The sequence below is a fragment of the Nonomuraea purpurea genome (assembly GCF_042650645.1).
In the GTDB taxonomy this organism is placed as follows: Bacteria; Actinomycetota; Actinomycetes; order Streptosporangiales; family Streptosporangiaceae; genus Nonomuraea; species Nonomuraea purpurea.
The window spans coordinates 155,726-179,071 of record NZ_JBHSBI010000014.1; the positions used below are offsets into that span (position 1 = coordinate 155,726).

Genomic DNA, 23,346 nt, shown 5'->3' on the forward strand with positions numbered 1-23,346 from the left:
GATGGACGACCTGAAGCTGCTCAGGGACCTCGGAAGGGAACTCGAGCACGAGCCGCCCGCGACACTCGTCCGCCAGCGCGAGCGGATGCTGAGCGCCCGTCCGCGGCGCCGCTGGAACACCTGGTGGACGGCGGGGCTCGTGGCCGTCGCCACCGCCGCCGCGGTCGCCGTGCCGACCGTGCTGATCAAGGATCGCCCCACGGCGGCGCCGCCCGCGGCCAGCACGCGCGTGGACGTGAGCGGCACGCGCAACGTGCTGCTGATCGGCTCCGACACGCGGCAGGGTGAGGGCAACAAAAAGTACGGCGCCAGCACGGTGAACGGCGACGCCCGGTCCGACACCATCGTCATCGTCCACCTGCCCGCCGACAGGACCAAGGCCACGGTGCTCGGCATCCCACGAGACTCGATGGTCTCCGTTCCGCGCTGCTCGGCCTCCTCGCCGGCCAGGACCGACCTGATCAACTCCGCCTACAACAGCGGGGGCGCGGCCTGCCTGAAGAAGACCCTGGAGAAGCTGACCGGCCTGAACATCCAGCACTCGGTCGAGGTCGACTTCACGGGCTTCAAGGGCATCGTCGACGCGCTCGGAGGCGTGGAGATCACGCTGCCGAAGGCGGTGGACGACCGGATGTCGAAGCTGAAGCTGCCCGCGGGCAAGAACCATCTCGACGGAGAGGCGGCGCTCGGCTACGCCCGTTTGCGCTACTACGGAGACGGCTCCGACATCGACAGGATGAAGCGGCAGCAGGTGCTCGTGAAGGCGATGTTGAAGAAGGTCAGGACCATGGGGGCCGAGCCCGGCAAGCTCAGGGCGCTCCTGTCGGAGGTACGCAGGTCGGTCAGGACGGATCTGGACCTGGAGGCGATTTTCGAGCTGGCCACGCAGACGTCGAAGGTCAACCCGAAACTGGTGATCGTCCCCTGGGAGCCCTACACGGAGGACCCCAACCGGGTCCAGTGGAAGCAGCCCGAGGCGGACAAGCTCTTCGCGACGCTGAAGTAGCCCCTACTGGGGCGAGCGGTAGTGCCGCCGCAGGGCGATGCCCGCGGCGACGCTGCCGGCCACGGCACCCACCGCGGCGGCGATGGGCAGCGCCGCCATCGTGGCCTTGCGCCCGGTGCGGAAGTCCTTGATCGGCCAGTCGTGCTTTCTGGCGTGCTCGCGCAGCTCGCTGTCGGGGTTGATCGCCACGGCCTGCCCGACCAGCGACAGCAGCGGCAGGTCGTTGGCCGAGTCGCTGTAGGCGGTGCACCTGGTCAGGTCGAGGCCCTCGCGGCGGGCCAGCGCCCGCACGGCCTCGGCCTTGGCGGGCCCGTGGAGCAGGTCGCCGACCAGCCTGCCGGTGTAGACGCCGTTGCTGGTCTCGGCGACCGTGCCGAGCGCGCCGGTCAGGCCGAGCCGCTGGGCGATGACCCTGGCCAGCTCGATGGGCGTGGCCGTGACCAGCCAGACGCGCTGGCCGGCGTCGAGGTGGCCCTGCGCGAGCGCTCTGGTGCCGCCCCAGATGCGGTCGGCCATGACCTCGTCGTAGATCTCCTCGCCGAGGCGGACGACGTGGTCGACCTTGGCCCCCGCCACGAAAGCCAGCGCGGTCTCCCTGGCCACCGCGATGTGCTCGGGGTTCTCGTTGCCGCGCAGCCGGAACACCGCCTGCCCCACGGCGAACTTGAACAGGTCGGAGGTCGTGAACAGGCCACGCGTGGCCAGCCCCCTGGCGAAGTGATAGATCGAGGCTCCGCGCATCATCGTGTTGTCGACGTCGAAGAAGGCCGCGGCCCCGATGTCCGGATCGACCGGCTTGGCCGGCGCGACGGTGGCCGCCGCCTGCGCCGCGGCCTCGCCGGCGGCCTGGGGCTCCACCTCGTGTCGTCGTCGCATTAGCCGCCACATGGGGCTCAGCTTACTTGGGTACGACCAGACCCTCGATGTAGCTCAGGTAGCCCTCGGCCTGAGCGAGCTGGTCCTCGGTGAGTTCTTTGAGCATGGGTTTGACGGCTTCCTTCTGGTCGTGCGCGAAAGTCTCGATCTTCGGCGATCGGGGTTCGGCCCGCTCCAGCTTGCTGATCCCCGCGCGCGTCGACTCCTCCATCTCCTTCAGCGTCTCGCTGACCAGCGGGCCGTCGTCGGAGGAGCCGAGCAGGCTGGCGACCTCCTTGGCGCGGGTCTTGGCCGATTCGAGCTCGCGCCGGCCGCGTTCGGCGTCGCCGGTGCTCAGGTGGACGAGTGTGCTCTCCGCGGCGCGCTTGAGCGGGTAGAGCGAGTCTCCCGGCACCGACTGGTAGGTGGCGAACGCCGAGATCATCATTCCCGCCGCCAGCCCGAACGTGGCGAGCTGGGACACCAGCGGCCGCCGCCTGCGAGGAGCACGGCGACGGCCGCGTACGGGGGGCGTCTCACGCGCCTCCATAACCTCTGTGAGCTGACCGGAGACCAGCTCCGCGCGCAGCTTCTCGCGGAAGGCCGGCTCCGGCGCGCCGCCGAGCGGCAGGCGCCGCAGCTCCGTGAGGTGCTCGAGCACGCGCTCCCGCCGAATGCGCGCCCTACTCATGGACAGCTCCCTGACGGTCAGGACGTGACACCTGACTAACGAGGGGCTGATGGGGGAGGTTACGCCAGGTCGTGCTTGAGAGCCCTGGCCAGCGCGCGGACGGCCCTAAATTGCAGCGCTTTGATCGCTCCACTCTTCTTCCCCATGATCAGCGCGGTTTCCGCGAGCGAGAGTCCGTGCAGGAAGCGCAGGACCACGCATTCCTGTTGTTCGGGATTGAGATCTCGTACGGCCCGCAGCACCCGGTCGTTGATGATGGCCGTGACCACGGCGTTCTCCGGGATGTGCGGGCCGTCCAGCGGAACATCGATCACCTCGCCCGTCGGGACCTCCAGGCGGTAGCGCCCGGACTTGAAGTGGTCGGCCACCAGGTTTCTCGCGATCGTCACCAGCCAGGCGCCGAAGTCCCTGCCCTGCCAGGTGAAGTCGGCGATCCTGCGCAGCGCGCGCAGGAACGTCTCGCTGGTGAGGTCCTCGGCGAGCGGGTGTGAGCCGACTCTGAAGTAGATGTAGCGGTAGACGAGGTCCACGTAGCGGTCGTAGAGCGTGCCAAAGGATTCCGAGCATCCGTTCTTGGCATGCAGCACCAGCATGCGGATGTCGTCGTCGGGCACGTCTTCGCGCCCGGCTTCGCGCACGGCAAGCTCGCCCGCCCGGGCGGGTCCAGCGACCGCTGGCGCGAGTAGCCCGGCGAACGGCGACGAGTCAGGCATCCGGTATCCCTAGGGGTAAGGGGTGCGGCGTGCTCGAACACTCTAGAAATCAACCGGAAATTCCACAATCCACCGCTTGCTTGCATGACTAGGTGTAATCGGCAGATACCGTTTGGACCTACCCGTTCCCCCTTCGGCTACCAACTGGGACGCATCGTCCGGCAGCATTGGAGTCACCATGGAGATCCTCGTTGCTGTCCTTGCTCTTGCCGGTGCGCTTCTGGCCGCTGTCGCGGCCGGGGCCCTGATCAAACGCCTTCGCGACGAGCCGGAGGGGTGGTTGATCGCCTGGACCGTTGCAGTCGCCTCCCTCTGCCTTTCACTCGCCGTGATCGGCATCGGCTACCTCATGGGGTTCGGCACCGTCACGTTCCGGATCTACCAGGTGACGGGGTCGCTGCTGGCGCCGCTCTGGCTGGCCGTCGGCCTGGTGCAGTTGCTGGCGGAGAAGGCGCCGCCCAGGTTCCTGTCGTGGCTGTTCGGCATCGCGCTGACCATCGTCTCCGCGGCCATCATGATCTTCGACCCGCTCAAGTCGTCGGAGATGACCAAGGTCCTGCCCGCCGGCTCGGTCTTCTGGGGGATCATCCCCAACTACCTGCTGATCGGCGTGCACGTGATCGCCGTGCTCGTCATGCTGGCGATGCTCGCGGTGGCGGTGGTCAAGTGGCGCAGCGGCGACGAGTACGACACCGACAACCTGCACGCGGTCGTGGTCGTCGTGCCGTCGGGGATGGCGCTCGTGGGCGCGATGCGCTTCGCGGTGCCGCCGTTCTTCACCACGGCGCTGCTCGCCGTGGCCGCGGCGGCCGTCTGGTACACCGTGCTGCGGCCGCTGGCGCCGTATGACGACGAAGACGAGGACGACTTCGCTCCGGACCGCGACCAGCGGCCTTCGCGCCGTGAGGATCGCTCTCAGGGCCGCGAGGAGCCCCTGCGGCACCGCGACGAGCGGCCGATGTACCGCGACGAGCGGCAGCAGTCGCCGATGCCCGCGGGGCACAGGGCCGAGCCGGGGCCCGCCGCCGACCTCCCGCCCGCGCCGCAGCGCCGGGCCTCGGGGCTGGGCGACCTCGTCGCCGAGTACCGCGCGGGCGACAGGGAGGTCGACTACGCCGCCCGCATGGCGCCGCCGCCCGACGCCGGCCCCTCGACCGGCTACATCATGAACGGCGCCCCGCCGCAGGCCGCCCCACCCCAGGGCGGGCCCGCGCAGGCGCCGCCCCAGCGGCCCGACTACGCCATGCCGGGTACCGGCGCCGTCTACCCCGGCGCCGAGCTGTTCTCGCCCTCCCAGCCGCAGCCCCAGGTACAGGCCCAGTCCCAGCAAGGCTCGGGCAAGCTCTCACCGAGCATCTACGGCATGCTCACCGTCTTCACGATCGTGGACGGCGCGGGAGAGGCGTTCGACCGGCTGGCCGAGGCGACCGTCGAGGCCGTGCGCCGCGGCGAGCCCGACACGCTCGTCTACGCCTGCCACGCGGTCAAGTCGGCCCCCCTGCAGCGCATCGTCTACGAGCTCTACCGCGACGAGGTCGCCTACCGCGACCACCAGCGCCAGCCGCACGTCGAGCGCTTCCTCAACGAGCGTCAGCCCATGGTGCTGGCCACCAACGTCATCGAGCTGAACGTCAACGCCGCCAAGGTGGTGCCGCTGCCGACGGTCATGTTCTGAGCTACGCGTCCAGCGCGGCCCGCAGGCGGCCCTCGTCGACCCGCCAGAAGTCGTGCTGCACCCCGTCGATCAGCGTGACCGGGATCATCTCCCAGTACTTGTCCTGGAGCTCCTGGGAGGACTCGATGCTGACCTCCTCCCACGGCACGCCCAGCTCGCCCGCCACCCTGGCGATGATCTCTCGCGCGTCCTCACACAGATGGCAGCCGGGCTTGCCGAGCAACGTGATGCGATGCATAGCGCAACCGTACCGCCGTGACTTTGTGCATCGGTTCACAAAGGGATTAACCTGAAAGACGGTTCGATTCCGTTCACGCGGTCCCCAAGCCGCCCGTCCCCTGGAGCTCCGGCACGTGAAGAGCCCGTCCCAGCCCCGCGACCGCGGTATCCCCGAGGCGACGGTCGCCAGGCTTCCGTTGTACCTGCGGGCGCTGCTCGGGATGGGCGAGCGGGGCATCGCGACCGTCAGCTCAGAAGACCTGGCCGTGGCCGCGGGCGTCAATTCGGCCAAGCTCCGCAAAGACCTTTCGCACCTGGGTTCCTACGGCACCCGGGGCGTAGGCTATGACGTCGAGTACCTCGTCTACCAGATCTCCCGCGAGCTCGGTCTGACCCAAGACTGGGCGGTGGCGATCGTCGGAGTCGGCAACCTTGGCCGCGCGCTGGCCAATTACGGCGGTTTCGTCTCCAGAGGCTTCAGGGTGGCGACCCTCATCGACGCCGACCCCGAAGTCGTGGGCGACACCATCGCGGGATTGAATGTGGAGCACATCGACGAACTGGAAGCCGTCATCAAACGGCGTGGAGTCTCGATCGTGGTTCTGGCGACACCGGCGGCAGCGGCGCAGGAAGTGTGCGATCGCGTGATAGCCGTGGGCGTGACCAGCATCCTGAACTTCGCCCCAGTTGTACTTTCCGTCCCGGACGGTGTCGATGTCCGTAAGGTCGACCTATCAATTGAACTGCAGATTCTCGCGTTCCACGAGCAACGCAAGGCTGGGGGGCCACTCATGGCGGTGGAAAGTCAATGAGTGTTCTGGCTATTGGACTCAGCCACCGGACCGCTCCGGTGGCTCTGCTCGAGCGCGTCTCGGTGACGGGTGACGCGCTCGTCAAACTCCTGCACGACGTGCGGGAAGATCCCTCTGTCGCGGAGGCCATGGTGGTCTCGACCTGCAACCGGGTCGAGGTCTACGTCACGGTCGACCGCTTTCACGCGGCCGTCACCGCGGTCAGCCGCCTGCTCGGGGTGCACTCCGACGTCCCCGTCGAGGAGCTGACGCCCCACCTGTACGTGCACTACGAGGAGCGGGCCGTCGAGCACCTGTTCTCCATGGTGTGCGGGCTCGACTCCATGGTCGTCGGAGAGGGCCAGATCCTCGGCCAGGTCCGCCAGGCGCTCAAGCTGGGCCAGCGCCAGGGCACCGTCGGGGCCGTGCTCAACGAGCTGGTCCAGCAGGCGCTGCGCGTCGGCAAGCGGGCCCATCACGACACCGGCATCGACAAGCACGGCGCCTCCCTCGTCTCCGCCGGGCTCGCGCTGGCGGGCGAGCTGACCGGGCGGCGGGCCCTGGTGGTCGGCGCGGGCTCGATGAGCTCGCTGGCCGCCGTCACGCTGGTGCGCGCCGGCGTCACCGACATCGTGGTGGCCAACCGCACCTACGACAGGGGCGTCCGGCTGGCCGAGTCGGTCGGGGGCCGGGCCGTGGGGTTCGCCGCCGTGGCCGACGAGCTGGCCGGCGCCGACATCGTGATCACCTGCACGGGCGCGGGCCGCCACCTCATCACCCCCGGCATGCTGACCCGCAGGGCGTTCCTGCTGGACCTGGCGCTGCCCCACGACATCGACCCGGCCGTGCGCGAGGTGCCCGGCATCACGCTCGTCGACCTGGAGACGATCCAGGAGTCGGGCATCGGCTCCCGCGAAGGCGACGCGGTACAGACCGTACGCGAGCTGGTCGCCGAGGAGCTGCGGGCCTACCTCGACTCCGAGCGGGCCGCCAAGGTCACCCCGACCGTGGTGGCGCTGCGCAGCAAGGCGGCCGGCGTGGTCGAGTCCGAGCTGGGCCGCCTGCTGATGCGGGTGCCCGACCTCGACGAGCGGGCCAGGGACGAGGTCGCCATGACCGTGCGGCGAGTCGTCGACAAACTGCTTCACGAGCCAACTGTGCGTGTCAAGCAGCTCGCCACCTCCCCAGGAGGCGATCATTATGCGGAAGCGCTGCGTGAGCTGTTCAATCTGGATCCGAAGATGCCCGAGGCCGTGAGGGAGGTGGAGCTGTGACGTCCGGGACTCTGCGGCTGGGAACCCGCCGCAGTCTGATGGCGACCACGCAGTCGCAGATGGTGGCCGACGCCTACACCGAGCGCACAGGCCGGCCGGTCGAGCTGGTCGGCGTCACGACCTTCGGTGACGTGACCAAGGCCCACCTGGCGCAGCTCGGCGGCACGGGCGTGTTCGTCAACGCGCTGCGCGACAAACTCATCGAGGACGAGATCGACTTCGCCGTCCACTCGCTGAAGGACCTGCCGACCACGCAGGACCCGCGCTTCACGCTGGCCGCGATCCCCGCCCGCCACGACCACCGCGACGCGCTCGTCGGCTCCTGCAAGTTCGCCGACCTCGCGCCCGGCTCCCGGGTCGGCACCGGCTCCCCCCGCAGGGTCGCCATGCTCAGCGCTCTGCGCCCTGACCTGGAGTATGTCCCGATCCGCGGCAACGCGGACACCCGCATCGGCAAGGTAACCTCAGGAGAGCTCGACGCGGTCGTGCTCGCCTCGGCGGGCCTGACCAGGATCGGCCGCAGCGCCGACATCTCCCAGATTTTCGAGATCGAGGAGCTGCTGCCCGCCCCTGGCCAGGGCGCGCTGGCCGTTGAGTGCCGCTCTGACCGTCCTGACCTGGTCAAATTCCTGAGCGTGCTCGACGACCCGCGCACACGGTCGGCGGTGACCGCGGAACGCGCCGTGCTGTCCGCTCTTGAGGCCGGATGCTCCGCTCCGGTGGGTGCTTTCGCGGTCGATGACGGGCACACTCTGAACCTGACCGCTGTGGTCGTCGCCATCGACGGCCACGAGGCGGTCCGCAAGTCCACCGCCGGCTCTCCTTCGGAGGCTGCGAACCTGGGCCGCCGCCTGGCGGCCGAGATGATCGCCGAAGGAGCCGACAGATTGATGGGGGAGCATTCCCATTGAGCTCCGATAGTCCAACCTCCGGATTCGTCGCGTTCGTGGGCGCGGGACCTGGCGATCCCAACCTGCTCACGCTCCGCGCCGCCGAGCTGCTCGCCAGGGCGGACGCGGTGGTGATCGACGTCGAAACGCAGGGCGCGCTGCTGCGTCACTGCCGTGAAGGCGTCGAAGTCCTCGAAGTCGTCAACGACGACGCGCTGCCGCGCAGCGGACAATACGTCAAGCTCGCCAAGGGCGGCCTGCTCGTGGTGCGCGTGTGCGAGGGCGACCCGATGTTGTTCTCCTCGATCGACGAGGAGGTCGCGGCCTGCACCGCGGCGGAGGTGGACTTCGAGATCGTGCCCGGTGTGCCGCCCGCGACCGGGGTGCTCACCTACGCCGGCATCCCCGCGGCGACGGCGGTGCCCGAGTTCCGGGTCGTCGACGCCGCCCAGGAGCAGGACTGGGCCTCCCACGCCGCCTGCCGCGGCACGCTGGTGATCTACAACGGCATCGGCGAGGCCGTGCCCATCGGCAGGGCCCTCATCGCCGGTGGCAAGCCCGACACCACGCCCGTCGCGGTCAGCAGCGGCGGCACCACGACCGAGCAGTACACCGTGGTCTCCACGCTCGGCCGGCTCCAGGCCGACCTCAAGCACGCCGGGTTCACCGAGCCCGCGCTGATCGTGGTCGGCGAGGCCGTGACCCAGCGCGACAAGCTGTCGTGGTTCGAGACCAAGCCGCTGTTCGGGTGGCGGGTGCTGGTGCCGCGTACCAAAGAGCAGTCCCGCAGCCTGTCCGAGCAGATCGTCGCCTACGGCGCGGTGCCGGAGGAGGTGCCGACCATCTCGGTCGAGCCGCCCCGCACGCCGCAGCAGATGGACCGCGCGATCAAGGGCCTGGTCACGGGCCGCTACGAGTGGGTGGCCTTCACCAGCGCCAACGCCGTCAAGGCGGTGCGCGAGAAGTTCGAGGAGTACGGCCTCGACGCGCGGGCCTTCGCCGGGCTCAAGGTGGCCGCCGTGGGCGAGGCCACCGCGCGGGCCCTGGTCGAGTTCGGGGTCAAGCCCGACCTGCTGCCCTCGGGCGAGCAGTCCTCGGAGGGGCTGGTGGCCGAGTGGCCGCCCTACGACTCCATGCTCGACCCGATCAACCGCGTGCTGCTGCCCAGGGCCGACATCTCCACCGACACGCTGGTGGCCGGGCTCACCGAGCTCGGGTGGGAGTGCGACGACGTCACCGCCTACCGCACCGTGCGGGCCGCGCCGCCGCCCGCGCCCATCCGCGAGGCGATCAAGGGCGGCGGCTTCGACGCCGTGCTCTTCACCTCCTCCTCCACGGTGCGCAACCTCGTCGGCATCGCCGGCAAGCCCCACAACGTCACGGTGATCGCGGTCATCGGGCCGCAGACGGCCAAGACGGCCGAGGAGTTCGGGCTCCGGGTCGACGTCATGGCCGACAGACCGTCCGCGACCGCCCTGGCCGCCGCGCTGGCCGAGTACGGTGCCAAGCAGCGCCAGGCGGCCCTGGCCGTGGGCGACACCCCTCGCAGGCCCTCGCAGAACCGCCGGGGCGCCAGAAGGAGAGCCAGATGAGCGCTCAGTATCCCGTCGCCCGCCCCCGGCGGCTGCGCCGCACCCCCGCGCTGCGGCGGATGGTGGCCGGCACACGCCTGCACGCCGCCGACCTGATCCTGCCCCTCTTCGTCAAGGAGGGCATCGCCGAGCCGCAGCCGGTGGCGTCGATGCCGGGCGTGGTGCAGCACACCCGCGACTCGGTGCGCAAGGCCGCCCACGAGGCGGCGGAGGCGGGCGTGGGCGGGCTGATCCTGTTCGGCATCCCCGCGGTCAAGGACGCCCGAGGCTCGGCCGCCGACGACCCCGACGGGATCCTGCAGGTGGCGCTGCGTGACGTGAGCGCCGAGGTGGGCGATTCCCTCGTGGTGATGGCCGACACCTGCCTCGACGAGTTCACCGACCACGGCCACTGCGGGATCCTGACGCCGTCGGGCGACGTCGACAACGACGCCACGCTGGAGCGCTACGCCTCGATCGCGGTGGCGCAGGCGAGCGCGGGCTCGCAGATGGTGGCGCCGAGCGGGATGATGGACGGCCAGGTCGGGGCGATCAGGGCCGCGCTCGACGACGCCGGCTACGGCAACACCCCGATCCTGTCCTACGCCGTCAAGTACGCCTCCGCCTTCTACGGGCCCTTCCGCGACGCCGCCGAGTGCGCGCCGCAGTTCGGCGACCGCAGCACCCACCAGCAGGACCCGGCGGGCCCGCTGGGCGAGGCGCTGCGCGAGATCCGTCTCGACCTCGCCGAGGGCGCGGACGCGGTCATGGTCAAGCCCGCGATGGCCTACCTCGACGTCATCACCCGCGTTCGCGACGAGGTCGAGGTGCCGGTCGCGGCCTACCAGGTCAGCGGCGAGTACGCGATGATCGAGGCGGCGGCGGCCAACGGCTGGGTGGACCGCGACCGCCTGATCATGGAATCCCTCGTGGCGATCAAGCGCGCGGGAGCCGACCTGATCCTCACGTACTGGGCCACGGAAGTGGCACGCAGGCTCTGAACCCAGGGGGGAGTCAACTGCTGCTGATTGAGTGTCCGCGAGTGTTGCTGCCGCGAGTGCTGCAAGATCTCGTCTCGTGAACCTGACGGATAGGGCCCGCGCGCAGGGGATCGCCCCATCTACGGCCAGTTTCATGGGCGGGCACGTTGCCGGTCCCTCCGGAACGGGTGGGGCCGGGCACGTTCGCCCACCGGGGTGAGGAGTGGCGTGACCGGGTCAGCGCGAACCGGGCTGTGGCTTACCGCATCCACCACGACGTGCGGCGTGGCCGCTGGCATCTGACCGCCTCCTGGCAACGGCCCGCCGTCCAGGCGGTCCCGCTGGAGACGGCGCTGGCCAATGGCGTGATTGGCGTGGACACCAACGCCGACCATCTCGCCGCCTACCGGCTGGACCGGCACGGCAACCCGGTCGGCGATCCGCACCGCTTTCGCTACGACCTGTCCGGTACGGCTGCTCATCGCGACGCGCAACTCCGGCATGCCATTACCCGCCTGCTGCACTGGGCCAAACACGCCGGCGTGACCGCCATCGCCATCGAAGACCTCGACTTCACCGCCGAAAAGACTCGCGAAAAGCACGGCCGCAGGAAGCGGTTCCGGCAGCTGATCTCCGGCAAACTCAAAGCTCGGCTCGTGTCGATGGCCGCAGTGTCGGGCGTGTCCATCGTGGCCGTCGATCCGGCCTACACCTCGAAGTGGGGCGCCCAGCACTGGCAGCAGCCCCTTGACACGCTGCGCCGCACCGTCACCCGGCACGATGCGGCGAGCATCGCCATCGCACGACGCGCCCTCGGCCACCCGATCCGGCGACGGACGGCACCGCCCCGCGACGACCAGAGCGATCGTCGCGGGCATCGGACCGCCCAGGCCGGACCAGGTGACCGAGGGTGTGAGGAAACCCGCCGCCCCGTCACGGAACGTGCACACGATGCACGCCCCCGGGCAGGGAACCCCCAAGGAACGCGGGCGACCAGCGCACCCAAAACCGTTCGGGATGCGCGCAGTGCCAGGGACGTGGAGTCCACGACCCACCCCCTGGACCTGATTGAGGAACGGTTTCCCGTTAACTCGTGAGGCGTGTGCGTTAGAGTGCGATAACAAGTGCTGGTGTGTCCCGCGTGTGCGTGCGTTCCGCCCGGGAGCCGGGACCTCCTCAGGCACTGGGACTCGACGGGAGACACCATGGTGGGGGTACCACTGGCTCGGCGTACCAAAAAGCGGTCGCGGCCGACGCGCATCGGCTCCGTGCTCGAATACGCCGCACTGGGGTGGCCCACCGTGCCCGGCGCGTACCCGCTGCGTCACGGGCGGCGCTCCTGCTCCTGTGACCGCCTCGGCTGTCCCAACCCGGGCGCGCATCCGCTCTCGCCCGCCTGGCACATGCAGGCCACGACGGACGCCAATCTGCTCACGCGCTGGTGGCAGGTCGAGCCTGAGGCCAATGTGATTCTGCCCACGGGCCGCGTGTTCGACGTCTTCGACGTACCGCTCGCCGCCGGCCTGTCGGCCCTGACCCGCATCGACTCCGCCGGAGCTCACCCTGGCCCGGTCGCCGCCAACGGCGACCGGGTTCTGTTTTACGTGGCCACCCGAGGCAATCCGGAGGACGAGGACGAGTGGTGGTCGTGCCAGCTCGACTGCGACCCCGCGACCATCGATGACACGCCTGGGCTGCGCTGGCACTGCCGTGACAGCTATGTCCTGGCGCCGCCCTCGACGCTGCCCACGGGGCAGCCCGTGTCGTGGCTGCGGCCCCCGGACGGTCGGCCGCTGCCCGATCCGCTGCGCATCCTGGAGTGGCTGGCCGACTGAGGGGGGCGGGCCTGTTCGCGGCTAACCTGGACCGGTGAGCCGTACACAGAACTCCGAGGCCCTGTTCGCCCGTGCCCGCCAGGTCGTCCCAGGCGGTGTCAACTCCCCGGTCCGCGCGTTCGGCGCGGTGGGCGGCACGCCGCGTTTCATGGCTTCCGGCCAGGGCCCCTACATCACCGACGTGGACGGCAACACCTACGTCGACCTGGTCTGCTCCTGGGGTCCGATGATCCTCGGCCACCGTCACCCCGCGGTCGTCGAGGCCGTCTCCGAGGCGATGGCCCACGGGTTCTCCTACGGCACCGCCACCCCTGGCGAGGTCGAGCTGGCCGAGGAGATCGTCTCCCGGGTGGCGCCGGTCGAGAAGGTGCGGCTGGTCAGTTCCGGCACCGAGGCGACCATGAGCGCCGTGCGCCTGGCCAGGGGGTTCACCGGGCGGTCCAAGGTGATCAAGTTCGCCGGTTGCTACCACGGGCACGTGGACGCGCTGCTGGCCTCGGCGGGGTCGGGGGTGGTGACGTTCGGGCTGCCCGACACGCCGGGCGTCACGGGGGCGTCGGCGGCCGACACGATCGTGTTGCCGTACAACTCGGTCGAGGCCGTCGAGGAGGCGTTCGCCTCGGCGGAGATCGCCTGCGTCATCACCGAGGCGTGCCCGGCCAACATGGGGGTCGTGCCGCCGCGCGACGGCTTCAACAGGCGCCTGCGCGAGTTGTGCACGGCCAATGGGGCGCTGCTCATCGTGGACGAGGTCCTGACCGGCTTCAGGGTCTCCCCGGCCGGCTGGTTCGGCCTCGACCCGGTCGAGGCCGACCTGATGACGTTCGGCAAGGTCATGGGCGGCGGGATGCCGACGGCCGCGTTCGGCGGCCGTGCCGACGTCATGGCGTTCCTGGCGCCGGAGGGTCCCGTCTACCAGGCGGGCACGCTGTCGGGCAACCCGCTGGCCTGCGCGGGCGGCCTGGCCACGCTGCGCGCTCTCGACGCCGCCGCCTACGGGCGGGTCGACGCCGCCGCGCTGGCCGTGGGGCGGGCCGCCACCGAGGCGTTGACCGCGGCGGGCGTGCCGCACCGGCTGCAGCGGGCGGGGAACCTGTTCTCGATCTTCTTCACGGACGCGGAGGTGACGAACTTCGCCGAGGCCAAGTCGCAGAACACGGCCGCGTTCACCGCGTTCTTCCACGCCATGCTCGACCAGGGCGTCTATCTGCCGCCCTCGGCCTACGAGGCGTGGTTCCTGTCCGCGGCGCACGACGACGAGGCGTTGAGCCGGGTCGCGGAGGCGCTTCCCGCGGCGGCGAAGGCCGCTGCCGCCGCTCTCGGTTGAGTCTGGCTCAGCGGGTGGGCTTCTGGTAGCGGATGCGCTGCTCGCGCGCCTGCTCGGCCAGCACCTTGAGGTAGGAGGTGGACTCGGGCTGCTGCTTCTTCGCCTTGATGATTCGCATGCATTTATTTTCTTCCGCTACACAATCAAGCACAAGCGAGACTTTCTACGCTAAACGGTTTAGACTTGCTTACATGTTGGACCTGAACCGGCTCAAGGCACTTCACGCCGTGCACGTCTACGGGTCGGTCGGCGCCGCGGCCGACGCGCTCATGGTCACCCCGTCGGCCGTGTCGCAGCAGATCGCCAAGCTGGAACGCGAGACCGGGGCCAGGCTCATGGAGCGCAACGGCCGAGGCATCCGGCTGACCGACGCCGCCGGGCTGCTCGCCGAGCACGCCGAGCGCATCCTCGCCCTGGTCGAGACCGCCGAGGCGGACTTCGAGGCGCTGCGCGGCGAGGTCGTCGGCCGCCTCAACATCGGCGCCTTCCCCACCGCCGCCCGCGGCCTCATGCCGGGCGCGCTGGTCGCGCTCCGCGAACGCCACCCCGACCTGTGGATCCAGCTCAACGAACGCGAGCCGGAACGGGTCATGCGCGAGGTCGCCAGGGGAGAGCTGGACCTGGGCGTCATCCAGGACTGGCTCAACCGGCCCATGGCCATGCCCGACGGCCTGTCCAAGGCCACGCTGATCGACGACATCGCCGACGCGGCCGTGCCCGCCGGCCATCCGCTGGCCGGCAAGAAGGAGCTGGAGCTGGCCGACATGCGCGGCAACCAGTGGGTCAGCTCCTCGCCGGGCACCGTCTGCCACGACTGGCTGGTCTTCACACTGCGCAACGCCTCGATCGAGCCGGTGATCGCCTGCATGGCCGACGAGTACCCGACCCAGCTCGCCCTGGTGGCGGCCGGCCTGGGCTGCGGGATCGTGCCCAGGCTCGGCCGCGACTGCGTGCCCGCCGGCGTGAAGCTGATCCCGCTCAGGCCGCGCCTGTCACGGCGCATCTACGCCGTGTGGCGCACCGACGCCGCCCGCCGCCCCGCGATCAGGGCCCTGGTGGACGCGCTGACCCAGGCGAGCAGGACACATGAGAACGCCTGGGCCGTGAGCTGACGGGCTCCCGCCGCCGCGCGGGGATGAGCGGATAGGCTGTGCCCACCATGGCTGAAACCACCGTCGTCCACCTGCTGCGCCACGGTGAGGTGGACAACCCCGCCCGTGTCCTGTACGGCAGGCTCCCCGGCTACCACCTGTCGGAGACGGGTCGGCTCATGGCCGAGACGGTCGCCAAGGCGGTCGGCGGTCGAGACATCGTCGCCCTGTTCAGCTCGCCGCTCGAACGCGCGCTGGAGACCTCGGCCCCGTTGGCCGACAAGCTCGGCCTCGACATCGTCCAGGACGTCCGCCTGATCGAGGCGGAGAACCTCCTGCAGGGCCGCAAGGTCGGCCAGGGTCTCGGGGTGCTGCGCGATCCGCGCAACTACCGCTACTTCTACAACCCGCTCCGCCCGTCCTGGGGCGAGGCCTACCCGGTGATCGTCCAGCGCATGAAGTCGGTGATCGACGAGGCCAGGGCCGAGGCCCGAGGGCACGAGACGGTGCTCGTCAGCCACCAGCTCCCGATCTGGGCGATCAGGATGGCCGCGGAGGGCCGTCGCAGGCTGTGGCACGATCCGCGGCGCCGCCAGTGCGCGCTGGCCAGCCTCACCACGCTCACCTTCGACGGCGACCGCCTGGTCAGCATCGGATACAGCGAGCCCGCAGGATCGATCGACGCAGGGCCTTCCGTCCCGGGGGCGTGAGGCGCTCCCCGATGTCCTGGGCGCCCGACCCCGCCGGTAGAGTTGCAAGCTCTACCGGTTGTAGTACAAGGAGATCTCCTCCGTGCGCGCGACGTCTCTCTCCCTCATTCTGCTGGCTGCCTTGGTCACGGGCTGCGCGGGCAGCCAGAGCGGTCAGCCGCAGACGGGTGACACCCGCTTCGTCGCCGGCGACGGCAAGATGCAGGTGTTCGAGGCGGGCGAACGCAAGGCCGCGCCCGCCGTCGAGGGGCCGACGCTCGAAGGCGGAACGGCCTCGCTGGCCGAGCACAAGGGCAAGGTCGTCGTGATCAACTTCTGGGCGTCGTGGTGCGGCCCGTGCCGGGCCGAGGCGCCGGTGCTCAAGGAGATCGCGGCCAAGACCAAGGACAGCGGCGTGCGCTTCCTCGGTGTCGACTTCAAGGACCGCCAGGCCGACGCGCTGGCGTTCGAGCGCACCGAGCAGACCGGCTACCCCTCGATCTTCGACCAGCCGGGCAAGGTGGCGCTGGCCTTCCAGGGCACGGTGCCGCCCGCGGCCATCCCGTCCACGCTGATCATCGACAAGCAGGGCAGGATCGCCGCCAGGGCTCTGGGCGCGGTCAAGTACAGCGACCTGATGAACGCGGTGACCAAGGTGCGCGATGAGTGACCTCGTCGCGTCCGGCTCGCTGCTGCTCGCGGTGCCGATCGCGGTCCTGGCCGGGATCGTGTCGTTCCTGTCGCCGTGCGTGCTGCCGCTGGTGCCGGGCTACCTGTCGTACGTGACCGGCATGAGCGCCGACCCCAGGCGGGGGCGGCTCGTGCTGGGCGCGGTGCTGTTCGTGGCCGGGTTCGCCGTGGTGTTCGTGCTCAGCGGGGCGCTGTTCGGCGGGCTCGGCTCCGTCATGCTGGGCAACGCCGAAATCATCACGCGGGTGCTCGGCGTGCTGACCATCCTGCTCGGGCTGGCGTTTCTGGGCGTCATCCCCGGGCTGATGCGCGACGTGCGCATCCACAAACTGCCCTCCGCGGGGCTGGCGGGGGCGCCGCTGCTCGGAGTGGTGTTCGGGCTGGGCTGGACGCCGTGCATCGGCCCCACCCTGGCCGTCGTGCTGACGCTCGGCTACAACGAGGGCAGTGCGGGCCGTGGCGCCCTCCTGGCCGTCATGTACGCTCTGGGGCTCGGGCTGCCGTTCGTGGTCGCGGCCCTGGCCTACAGCAGAGCCCTGCGGACGTTCCAGGCCATCCGCAAACACTCGCGCCTGATCACCAGGATCGGCGGCGGCATGATGGTGGCCGTCGGAGTGCTTCTCGTGAGCGGGCTGTGGGGGCAGATGATCGCGGCCATGCAGGGAATGATCGGCGCTTTCCAACCGGTGATCTGAGATGACTGTCACAGAGCTGAAGAAAGAACAGGAGTCCAAGGCGGGCGGGTTCGGCCTGGTCGCCTGGCTGCGATGGGGCTGGCGCACGCTCACCTCGATGAAGACGGCGCTGATCCTGCTGTTCCTGCTCGCGCTCGGCTCGGTGCCCGGCTCTCTGGTGCCGCAGCGCGGCGTGGAGCCCGACAAGGTCGCCCAGCTCTACGAGCAGAATCCGACCCTGGCCGAGTGGTATGACCGCTTCCAGCTCTTCGAGGTCTTCAGCTCGGTCTGGTTCGCGGCCGTCTACCTGCTGCTGTTCACCTCGCTGATCGGCTGCATCATCCCGCGCACCGCGACCTACCTGCGCGAACTGCGCCGCAAGCCGCCCGCCGCGCCGAAGAACCTTTCCCGCCTGCCCCACACCGCCTCCTTCGAGGCCGACATGACGGCCGACGAGGTTGCCAGGCGGCTGCGTAAGCTGCGCTTCCGCGTCGTGACGGGCGACGGCTGGGTCTCGGCCGAGAAGGGCTACCTGCGCGAGACCGGCAACCTGTTCTTCCACGTCGCCCTGATGGGCGTGCTGCTCGCGATCGGCATCGGCTCCCTGTTCGGCTACCGGGGCAACGTCCTGGTCGTGGAGGGTGACGGGTTCGCCAACACCGTGGCCGCCTACGACCGCTACATGCCCGGCAGCCAGGTCTCGGCCGAGTCGCTTGAGCCGTTCTCCTTCCAGCTCGCCGACTTCAACGTCGCCTACCAGGTCACGGGCGACAAACGGGGGCAGGCGCTCGACTACACGGCCAACCTGAAGGTCAGCGACACCCCTGGCGCTCCCGCCAGAAACTTCCCGCTCAAGGTCAACACCCCGCTGGAAGTCAACGGCACGCAGACCTACCTCATCGGCAACGGCTACGCCCCCGTCTTCAAGGTCACCGACGGCAAGGGGCAGGTGGCCTTCGAGGGGCCCGTGCCCTGCCTCATCGAGGCCAAGGCCACGATGACCTCAGGATGCGTGGTCAAGGCGCCCGACGCGCAGCCGTCGCAGCTCGGGTTCCTGCTGCGCTTCCTGCCCACCAGCGTGCCGCTGACCGACGGCACCTACGCCTCGGCCTTCCCCGGCGTGCTCAACCCCGAGGTGCAGCTCATCGGGGCGTTCACCGGCGACCTCGGCATGCGCTCAGGCCGGCCGCAGTCGGTCTACGAGCTCGCGCCGCCCGAGGCCATGAAGAAGCTCACCCCGCTCGTCATGGGGACGAACGTGCCCAAGCCGCTCGCGGTCGGCCAGGCGGTCGACCTGCCGGGCGGGGCGGGCAAACTTGAGTTCACCGGGGTCAAGGAGTGGATCACGCTCCAAACTGCTTACGACCCCGGGCGCGTGCCCGCCCTGGTGTCGGCCGGCACGGCCGTGATCGCCATCGCGATGTCGCTCATGATCCGGCGCCGCCGGGTGTTCGTGCGCGTCAAGGACGGCACGGTCAACGTGGGCGGGCTGACCCGCACCGAGGGCTCCGCGGCGGGCTTCGCCGAGGAGTTCGCCGACATCGTCAAGGTTCTATCAGCAGGAGAAAAGGATGACCGCTGAGCAACTCGCCGAGCTAAGCGACCTTTTCGTCGTCGCCGCCGTCCTGCTCTACGTTTTCAGCATGGTCGGCTTCGCGATCGAGCTCGCCTTCGGCAGAGCCCGTTCCGGCAAGGCCGAGAAACCCGTCGCGATCAAGCAACCGGTCGCCGTCGGAGCGGCGGGCGCCGAGGAGGTGCCCCCCACCGCGGAAACCCCCGTCGTGGCGCACCAGGGGCCAGCACGGTCGCTCTCGCGCCGGCCTGGGCGCTCCACCGGGGCGCACCGGGCCGGCACGGTCGCGCTCGCGCTGGCCTGGGTGGGCTGGGCGGCCAACTTCGCCGCCATCCTCAGCCGCGGCCTGGCCGTCGACCGGTGGCCGTGGGGCAACATGTACGAGTTCGTGGTGGCCATCTGCTTCGCCGCCGTGACCGCCTTCCTCGGCACCCAGCTCCGCTACAACGTGCGCTTCCTCGGCGCCTTCGTCATGGTCGTGTCCGCGCTCGGCCTCGGGGCTGCGGTCAGGTACTTCTACACCGAGGCGGGCCCCGTCGTACCGGCGCTGGACTCGTACTGGATCGCCATCCACGTCACCGCGGCCATCGTCGCCAGCGGCCTGTTGACGCTGGCGGGCGTGGCAGGCGTGCTCTACCTGATGCGCGGCGAGGGGATGTCGCGCCTGCCGGCGCGCGCGGACCTGGAGCGGGTGGCCCACAGGGCCATCGTGTTCGCCTTCCCGCTGTGGACGTTCGCCGTCATCGCGGGCGCGCTCTGGGCGGACCGGGCCTGGGGCCGTTACTGGGGCTGGGACCCCAAGGAGGTCTGGTCCTTCATCACGTGGGTCGTCTACGCGGCCTACCTGCACGCCAAGGCGACCGCCGGCTGGCGGGGCAGGGCGGCGACGATCGTGCAGCTCGTGGGGTTCGCCTGCCTGCTGTTCAACCTGATCGGCGTCAACATCTTCATCGGCGGGCTGCACAGCTACGCCGACGTGAGCAACTGACTCAGTCGTCGCCGCGCATGCGGCGGTCGAGGTCGCGCAGGAAGTCGGGGTCGTCGTCGGGCCCCTTCGGCATGCCCGGACCCGGGCCGGGGGGCACGGGCCACGGCGCGCGCGGGGCCCGAGGACGGCCTCGCGCCATCCACACCAGGCCGCCGAGCAAGGGGATCAGCACGACTATCAGGATCCACAGCGGCTTTGGTACGTTCCTGACCTCATCTTCGGGTGTGGTGACCACGTCGAAGAGCGAGAAGAGCCAGAAGGCCAGCAGCGCAAGGCCGATCAGAACACCTGCCATGCCCGAACTGTAAGCCATACCGCGTTGTGATCGCGCTGCCCGATGTCCCATTTCGGGTGACTAGTGGAAGATCTGCGTCGTACGGTGGAACCCCGATGCGGCGGTGCCCACAGGGCTCCACGGGCGTTGAGAGGTGCGATGGCCTTTTCTGCGGCCTTTTCCGGCGACAAGGGCCGGCATCGGCGCGGTCGTTGGTGGCGACGCGGGTCGTACCTGTTCTCGCGTCGCACGGAGGCGCCGGCCGAAGCCGACCGCTCGTTCTGGTTCAACGCGCGTGAGAGGCACGAGGAGCCCCTCACGAAGGGCAAGGGGCTCAACGGAGCCAGACGCGGCCCGCGAGCGCCTGAGACGGGCAGACAGGCCGTCGCGGACAAGCGCCCCGTGGACGGGTTCGCGCGGCACGAGCGACTGCCCGCGGCCGTGGTCGAGGAGCGTCCCCGCTACACCTGGTACGACTTCGAACTCGACGACCGGCCCCCCAGAGCCCAGCCGAACAGGCCGGACGTGCCCTCGATGGGCGACGGCCTGCGGCACTGCGGCAAGCTGGAGTCCATCCTGCACCGCCAGTGGGACGCCAGGCAGGGCCCGCCGTCGGCGGACGTCGTACGCGCCGTGGAGAGCCTGGCCAGGCTGCCGGAACGGCTGAAGGAGCGGCTCGCGGCCGGTCTGGAGGGCATTTACGTCGGCGGCGGAGGCGTCCCCGACCTGGACGACATGGGCTACTTACGTGGCGCCCCGCTCCCGTCGGGCCGCGCCACGTGGGACATCTGCGCGGGCGCCTACGGCGACCGCAAGATCGTGGTGGGTGACCGCCCGTCGCCCACGCCGGACGTGATGATGCATGAAGTGGGCCACGCCATCGACGACATCGATTCGGCCTACGGCGATTGGGTATCCGATTCGCCAGAGTTCATGCACCTCTACGACAAGGCCATGCCACTGCTGGCCTCGACCTTCCACCGTCAGGGGGGCGGGCTCGGCCGCAAGGAGTTCTTCGCCGACGCCTTCGCCGCCATCGCCGCCCGCCAGCGTCCCGCTCTCGTGGACATGCTCGGGGGCGACACGCGGTTGGCGCTGGACGTCATGCTCTTCTTCAACCGGCGCTACGGAATCTAGGTGATCGGCCATGTACGTCATCCGGCTCGCGGACGGGACCCTGCGCGTGCCGCAGAGCCTGACCAGCGAAGACGGGCGTCTCATCGGCAACGCGTACGTGGACGTGCAACCCGGCGAACCCGGCTATGACGAGTATCTGCCCGAGTCTTTGACGGAGGAGGAGGCACTGCTGCGCCGCCGGCGTTGGGAAGAGGAGAACGACGATCTGGAACGTGAGTTCCTGGCCTTCAAGGCCGAACAGGAAGAGGCCTGACATCGATCCGGGCTGAGGAGGAAAAGGCTCGGTCGGAACAGGCGGACAGGCGCCAGCCACGGTCGGCGGTTGGCGCCGCCCCGTGCTTGCCGTACGGAAGTGTGGCCGGGAAGCACGCGAACAGTGGCTCCGCCGGCGGTGATCCTGGTGAAACAGGATCACCGTCTGCGCGGAACGTCATACGCGCGGGGACTCACCTGCCGGCCTGTCGGCCGTTAGAACGTCCTCGCCTCGGAGAAGGGCGTGCACTTCCGATTCGCGGAAGCGCCGGTGCCCTCCGGGGGTGCGGATACTGCTGATGCGGCCTGCCGCAGCCCAGCGCGTAACCGTCTTTGGGTCTACCCGGAAGAGGGCGGCAACCTCTCCTGGGGTCAGCAGACGCTCGCTGCTACTCTCCACCAATCTCTCCCCCTCGCATCCCGCTTCCTGCCAGCGGGCGGACAGGTACCAGTGTGTCGAGCGAAGCCTGATTTATCCGTGGTTTTCGACAAAGATCACGGGTTGTTATCGGCTGACTGCCCGATTGTTATATGATAGAGCCTCTTTGGGGCTCTCGTGGGTGTTTCTTTACGAAACTCCCTGACTGGGAACAGTAGCAGTGCTCGCGTCCGATGCGAAGAGCGACCGTGGCACCGGGCCGAGTAACCTCGGACCTGTGCCTCCTGTTCTCGTTTACACACTGTCGCGGATCGGCCTGTTTCTCGTGACCTTGCTTGTCCTGTTCCTCGCCGGTCTGCAAAACCCGCTGTTGCTGATCCTCGCCTCGTTCTTGATCAGCGGCATAGCGAGCTACGTCCTGCTGTCCAAGCAGCGTGATGCCATGAGCGCGCGCATCAGCGACAGGCTCGACCGGCCGAAGACACAAGACGACTAGGGCAGGGGGAACATGCCAATCCGGGCATGGTACTCCCGTCCGAGTCTCGTGGTGTCACTACCGACAAGTAGTCCGCGCGGATGCGCGTAAAACGCCTTCACGCCGATCCCGCGCTCCCGTGTGGGATTCCACGCCAGCGCCTTTCCGGTACGCGGATGAATGGCGCCGATCCCGGGGCGTGAGACGGCCCCCCTGCCGGCCGAGTCGCGGCCCTGCGGATTGTCCAACCAGCGCTGATGCCCGCCGACGTACACCGCCGCGCCCGTCACCGACACCGCGTACAGCGAGTCGCCTCCGGTGCTGTTGACCCAGGTGGGCCGGATTCGCGCGCCTTTGGCGTAGGTCTCGAATCTGGCGGCCGTGTCGCACATTCCGCCCCTGGGGCCGCCCGTGGTGACGACCGCGAAATAGCCGCCGTCGGGGGAGAAGTCGAGGCCGCGCACGTACGAGGGGAAGGCGGGCGCGCATTTGGGCGCGTACGCCTCGGTCCGCCACGCGGCGACCCTGGCCTTGGGGCCGCCGATGTCGATCAGCCCGAGCTGCGGCCTGGACTGGCCGTCGAGCGTGGTGAACGAGCCGTCCACCACGAGCCGGTCGCGCGAGAGGGCCAGGGCGTAGACCTTCACCTGCGACGTCAGCGGCGCGTCCGGCGTGATGGCGAAGCCCGGGTCGGGCGCCCCCGTGGTGGCGTCCAGCCTGGCCAGCGCGGTGCGCGGGCTGGTGAAGTCGCCGCCGACGTAGAGTTTCGTGCCCTGCCTGGCCAGCGTGGTGACCAGGCCGCCGCCGATGCGGGGGGCGAACCCCGGCACCTGCGCGCCGTCGGAGACCCGCAGCCTGGCCAGGGCTCTGGAGCGCTGGTCGTCGATCCCGAAGAATTCGCCGCCGACGTAGACGGTGCCGAACTCGCCGGCGGCCAGGCCGAACACCGGGCCGGACACGCGCGGCGCGAAGCCCGGCAGGATCTTGCCGGTGGTCAGGTCGTAGGCGAAGAGGTTGTCGCGCGGATAGGTCGTGGTGCGGGCGGCGTCGCTCACTTCGGTGAACGAGCCGCCGACGACGACGGTGCCGCCCACGACCGCGATGGCGTTGACGATGCCGTCGAGGACGTGGGGGGTGCTGTCTATCGGGTCGGCCGACACCACGCGCGAATGCGCGTAGGGGGCCGAGGCGATGATCGCCGCAAGGGCGACACGGGCAAGCATTCACCAACTTCTAGCACACGTATCGTAATTGCGTGGCTACTTTCCGTCCACTGTGCGGGGGGCGTGCTGTCGTG

At 69.7% G+C, this 23,346-nt stretch carries 26 protein-coding genes; 19 read left to right on the top strand and 7 right to left on the bottom strand.

Annotated features, from left to right (window positions below; translation table 11 throughout):
- The first annotated feature begins 1 nt into the window (after nt 1).
- A complete protein-coding gene (locus ACFOY2_RS27315; protein WP_379530929.1) occupies nt 2–1,006 on the top strand; it encodes an LCP family protein in 1,005 nt (334 codons plus the stop codon).
- A 3-nt stretch (nt 1,007–1,009) separates the two neighbouring features.
- Here the strand turns inward: ACFOY2_RS27315 and ACFOY2_RS27320 are convergent, their stop codons facing one another.
- From ACFOY2_RS27320 to ACFOY2_RS27330, 3 genes are read right to left on the bottom strand one after another with little or no spacing between them, the layout of a single operon-like run.
- Entirely contained in the window at nt 1,010–1,882 is an 873-nt protein-coding gene (locus tag ACFOY2_RS27320) for an HAD family hydrolase (protein WP_379530930.1), read from the bottom strand.
- Between the two features lie 22 nt (nt 1,883–1,904).
- Nucleotides 1,905–2,552, bottom strand: coding sequence for a DUF5667 domain-containing protein (locus ACFOY2_RS27325; RefSeq protein ID WP_379530931.1), 648 nt, complete (start codon nt 2,550–2,552; stop codon nt 1,905–1,907).
- Nucleotides 2,553–2,611: 59 nt separating this feature from the next.
- Nucleotides 2,612–3,265 carry a sigma-70 family RNA polymerase sigma factor gene (locus tag ACFOY2_RS27330; protein WP_379530932.1) on the bottom strand — a complete coding sequence of 218 codons (654 nt, stop codon included), beginning with the start codon at nt 3,263–3,265 and terminating at the stop codon, nt 2,612–2,614.
- 178 nt (nt 3,266–3,443) lie between these two features.
- Between ACFOY2_RS27330 and ACFOY2_RS27335 the strand changes: the two genes are divergently transcribed.
- Entirely contained in the window at nt 3,444–4,940 is a 1,497-nt protein-coding gene (locus ACFOY2_RS27335) for a putative quinol monooxygenase (protein WP_379530933.1), read from the top strand.
- A gap of 1 nt (nt 4,941) precedes the next feature.
- Here the strand turns inward: ACFOY2_RS27335 and ACFOY2_RS27340 are convergent, their stop codons facing one another.
- Nucleotides 4,942–5,178, bottom strand: a complete 237-nt coding sequence (locus ACFOY2_RS27340; RefSeq protein WP_379530934.1) for a glutaredoxin family protein — start codon at nt 5,176–5,178, stop codon at nt 4,942–4,944.
- A gap of 115 nt (nt 5,179–5,293) precedes the next feature.
- Between ACFOY2_RS27340 and ACFOY2_RS27345 the strand changes: the two genes are divergently transcribed.
- The 14 genes from ACFOY2_RS27345 to ccsB all read left to right on the top strand — a co-directional run bounded on the left by ACFOY2_RS27345 (nt 5,294) and on the right by ccsB (nt 19,532).
- A complete protein-coding gene (locus ACFOY2_RS27345) occupies nt 5,294–5,971 on the top strand; it encodes a redox-sensing transcriptional repressor Rex (RefSeq protein ID WP_379530935.1) in 678 nt (225 codons plus the stop codon).
- On the top strand, nt 5,968–7,224 hold the full coding sequence (locus ACFOY2_RS27350) for a glutamyl-tRNA reductase (RefSeq protein WP_379530936.1): 1,257 nt from the start codon (nt 5,968–5,970) through the stop codon (nt 7,222–7,224). The genes ACFOY2_RS27345 and ACFOY2_RS27350 overlap by 4 nt, the downstream gene beginning before the upstream one ends.
- The gene (gene hemC / locus ACFOY2_RS27355; RefSeq protein ID WP_379530937.1) at nt 7,221–8,135 is read left to right on the top strand and encodes a hydroxymethylbilane synthase; all 915 of its coding nucleotides are present in this window, start codon (nt 7,221–7,223) and stop codon (nt 8,133–8,135) included. Before ACFOY2_RS27350 ends, hemC begins: the two co-directional genes overlap by 4 nt.
- Nucleotides 8,132–9,706 carry a bifunctional uroporphyrinogen-III C-methyltransferase/uroporphyrinogen-III synthase gene (locus tag ACFOY2_RS27360; RefSeq protein ID WP_379530938.1) on the top strand — a complete coding sequence of 525 codons (1,575 nt, stop codon included), beginning with the start codon at nt 8,132–8,134 and terminating at the stop codon, nt 9,704–9,706. Before hemC ends, ACFOY2_RS27360 begins: the two co-directional genes overlap by 4 nt.
- Nucleotides 9,703–10,686 (top strand): porphobilinogen synthase, encoded by a 984-nt coding sequence (hemB, locus tag ACFOY2_RS27365; RefSeq protein WP_379530939.1) that lies wholly within the window; start codon nt 9,703–9,705, stop codon nt 10,684–10,686. The genes ACFOY2_RS27360 and hemB overlap by 4 nt, the downstream gene beginning before the upstream one ends.
- Before the next feature lie 146 nt (nt 10,687–10,832).
- Nucleotides 10,833–11,762 carry a hypothetical protein gene (locus ACFOY2_RS27370; protein ID WP_379530940.1) on the top strand — a complete coding sequence of 310 codons (930 nt, stop codon included), beginning with the start codon at nt 10,833–10,835 and terminating at the stop codon, nt 11,760–11,762.
- A 108-nt stretch (nt 11,763–11,870) separates the two neighbouring features.
- Nucleotides 11,871–12,500 (top strand): bifunctional DNA primase/polymerase, encoded by a 630-nt coding sequence (locus ACFOY2_RS27375; RefSeq protein ID WP_379530941.1) that lies wholly within the window; start codon nt 11,871–11,873, stop codon nt 12,498–12,500.
- 34 nt (nt 12,501–12,534) lie between these two features.
- Entirely contained in the window at nt 12,535–13,827 is a 1,293-nt protein-coding gene (gene hemL / locus ACFOY2_RS27380; protein ID WP_379530942.1) for a glutamate-1-semialdehyde 2,1-aminomutase, read from the top strand.
- Nucleotides 13,828–14,018: 191 nt separating this feature from the next.
- On the top strand, nt 14,019–14,939 hold the full coding sequence (locus ACFOY2_RS27385) for a LysR family transcriptional regulator (protein WP_379530943.1): 921 nt from the start codon (nt 14,019–14,021) through the stop codon (nt 14,937–14,939).
- A gap of 47 nt (nt 14,940–14,986) precedes the next feature.
- Nucleotides 14,987–15,628 carry a histidine phosphatase family protein gene (locus ACFOY2_RS27390; RefSeq protein WP_379530944.1) on the top strand — a complete coding sequence of 214 codons (642 nt, stop codon included), beginning with the start codon at nt 14,987–14,989 and terminating at the stop codon, nt 15,626–15,628.
- Between the two features lie 82 nt (nt 15,629–15,710).
- Entirely contained in the window at nt 15,711–16,277 is a 567-nt protein-coding gene (locus ACFOY2_RS27395; protein ID WP_379530945.1) for a TlpA family protein disulfide reductase, read from the top strand.
- On the top strand, nt 16,270–16,992 hold the full coding sequence (locus ACFOY2_RS27400; RefSeq protein ID WP_379530946.1) for a cytochrome c biogenesis CcdA family protein: 723 nt from the start codon (nt 16,270–16,272) through the stop codon (nt 16,990–16,992). Before ACFOY2_RS27395 ends, ACFOY2_RS27400 begins: the two co-directional genes overlap by 8 nt.
- Before the next feature lies 1 nt (nt 16,993).
- Nucleotides 16,994–18,553 carry a cytochrome c biogenesis protein ResB gene (resB, locus tag ACFOY2_RS27405; protein WP_379530947.1) on the top strand — a complete coding sequence of 520 codons (1,560 nt, stop codon included), beginning with the start codon at nt 16,994–16,996 and terminating at the stop codon, nt 18,551–18,553.
- Nucleotides 18,543–19,532: a c-type cytochrome biogenesis protein CcsB gene (gene ccsB / locus ACFOY2_RS27410; protein WP_379530948.1), complete on the top strand. Its 990-nt coding sequence runs from the start codon at nt 18,543–18,545 to the stop codon at nt 19,530–19,532. The genes resB and ccsB overlap by 11 nt, the downstream gene beginning before the upstream one ends.
- 1 nt (nt 19,533) lies before the next feature.
- Here ccsB and ACFOY2_RS27415 read toward each other — a convergent pair whose 3' ends face one another.
- Nucleotides 19,534–19,827: a PLD nuclease N-terminal domain-containing protein gene (locus ACFOY2_RS27415; RefSeq protein ID WP_357827048.1), complete on the bottom strand. Its 294-nt coding sequence runs from the start codon at nt 19,825–19,827 to the stop codon at nt 19,534–19,536.
- A 138-nt stretch (nt 19,828–19,965) separates the two neighbouring features.
- Between ACFOY2_RS27415 and ACFOY2_RS27420 the strand changes: the two genes are divergently transcribed.
- Nucleotides 19,966–20,943, top strand: coding sequence for a hypothetical protein (locus ACFOY2_RS27420; RefSeq protein WP_379530949.1), 978 nt, complete (start codon nt 19,966–19,968; stop codon nt 20,941–20,943).
- A gap of 10 nt (nt 20,944–20,953) precedes the next feature.
- On the top strand, nt 20,954–21,196 hold the full coding sequence (locus tag ACFOY2_RS27425) for a hypothetical protein (protein WP_357827054.1): 243 nt from the start codon (nt 20,954–20,956) through the stop codon (nt 21,194–21,196).
- A gap of 177 nt (nt 21,197–21,373) precedes the next feature.
- On the opposite strand, the gene ACFOY2_RS27430 is transcribed toward ACFOY2_RS27425, so the two are convergent.
- Nucleotides 21,374–21,595: a BldC family transcriptional regulator gene (locus ACFOY2_RS27430; protein WP_026214226.1), complete on the bottom strand. Its 222-nt coding sequence runs from the start codon at nt 21,593–21,595 to the stop codon at nt 21,374–21,376.
- Between the two features lie 256 nt (nt 21,596–21,851).
- Here ACFOY2_RS27430 and ACFOY2_RS27435 point away from each other — a divergent pair, with 256 nt between their 5' ends.
- Nucleotides 21,852–22,070 carry a DUF4229 domain-containing protein gene (locus tag ACFOY2_RS27435; protein ID WP_379530950.1) on the top strand — a complete coding sequence of 73 codons (219 nt, stop codon included), beginning with the start codon at nt 21,852–21,854 and terminating at the stop codon, nt 22,068–22,070.
- On the opposite strand, the gene ACFOY2_RS27440 is transcribed toward ACFOY2_RS27435, so the two are convergent.
- The gene (locus ACFOY2_RS27440; RefSeq protein WP_379530951.1) at nt 22,067–23,272 is read right to left on the bottom strand and encodes a hypothetical protein; all 1,206 of its coding nucleotides are present in this window, start codon (nt 23,270–23,272) and stop codon (nt 22,067–22,069) included. The genes ACFOY2_RS27435 and ACFOY2_RS27440 overlap by 4 nt on opposite strands.
- Nucleotides 23,273–23,346: the final 74 nt, after the last annotated feature.

What these genes read in the sequence shown, in the direction of transcription:
- ACFOY2_RS27315 (WP_379530929.1), top strand. Translation starts at nt 2, where the DNA reads ATGGACGACCTGAAGCTGCTCAGGGACCTCGGAAGGGAACTCGAGCAC.
- ACFOY2_RS27320 (WP_379530930.1), bottom strand. Translation starts at nt 1,882, where the DNA reads ATGCGACGACGACACGAGGTGGAGCCCCAGGCCGCCGGCGAGGCCGCG.
- ACFOY2_RS27325 (WP_379530931.1), bottom strand. Translation starts at nt 2,552, where the DNA reads ATGAGTAGGGCGCGCATTCGGCGGGAGCGCGTGCTCGAGCACCTCACG.
- ACFOY2_RS27330 (WP_379530932.1), bottom strand. Translation starts at nt 3,265, where the DNA reads ATGCCTGACTCGTCGCCGTTCGCCGGGCTACTCGCGCCAGCGGTCGCT.
- ACFOY2_RS27335 (WP_379530933.1), top strand. Translation starts at nt 3,444, where the DNA reads ATGGAGATCCTCGTTGCTGTCCTTGCTCTTGCCGGTGCGCTTCTGGCC.
- ACFOY2_RS27340 (WP_379530934.1), bottom strand. Translation starts at nt 5,178, where the DNA reads ATGCATCGCATCACGTTGCTCGGCAAGCCCGGCTGCCATCTGTGTGAG.
- ACFOY2_RS27350 (WP_379530936.1), top strand. Translation starts at nt 5,968, where the DNA reads ATGAGTGTTCTGGCTATTGGACTCAGCCACCGGACCGCTCCGGTGGCT.
- hemB (WP_379530939.1), top strand. Translation starts at nt 9,703, where the DNA reads ATGAGCGCTCAGTATCCCGTCGCCCGCCCCCGGCGGCTGCGCCGCACC.
- ACFOY2_RS27375 (WP_379530941.1), top strand. Translation starts at nt 11,871, where the DNA reads ATGGTGGGGGTACCACTGGCTCGGCGTACCAAAAAGCGGTCGCGGCCG.
- ACFOY2_RS27385 (WP_379530943.1), top strand. Translation starts at nt 14,019, where the DNA reads ATGTTGGACCTGAACCGGCTCAAGGCACTTCACGCCGTGCACGTCTAC.
- ACFOY2_RS27390 (WP_379530944.1), top strand. Translation starts at nt 14,987, where the DNA reads ATGGCTGAAACCACCGTCGTCCACCTGCTGCGCCACGGTGAGGTGGAC.
- ACFOY2_RS27400 (WP_379530946.1), top strand. Translation starts at nt 16,270, where the DNA reads ATGAGTGACCTCGTCGCGTCCGGCTCGCTGCTGCTCGCGGTGCCGATC.
- resB (WP_379530947.1), top strand. Translation starts at nt 16,994, where the DNA reads ATGACTGTCACAGAGCTGAAGAAAGAACAGGAGTCCAAGGCGGGCGGG.
- ccsB (WP_379530948.1), top strand. Translation starts at nt 18,543, where the DNA reads ATGACCGCTGAGCAACTCGCCGAGCTAAGCGACCTTTTCGTCGTCGCC.
- ACFOY2_RS27415 (WP_357827048.1), bottom strand. Translation starts at nt 19,827, where the DNA reads ATGGCAGGTGTTCTGATCGGCCTTGCGCTGCTGGCCTTCTGGCTCTTC.
- ACFOY2_RS27420 (WP_379530949.1), top strand. Translation starts at nt 19,966, where the DNA reads ATGGCCTTTTCTGCGGCCTTTTCCGGCGACAAGGGCCGGCATCGGCGC.
- ACFOY2_RS27425 (WP_357827054.1), top strand. Translation starts at nt 20,954, where the DNA reads ATGTACGTCATCCGGCTCGCGGACGGGACCCTGCGCGTGCCGCAGAGC.
- ACFOY2_RS27440 (WP_379530951.1), bottom strand. Translation starts at nt 23,272, where the DNA reads ATGCTTGCCCGTGTCGCCCTTGCGGCGATCATCGCCTCGGCCCCCTAC.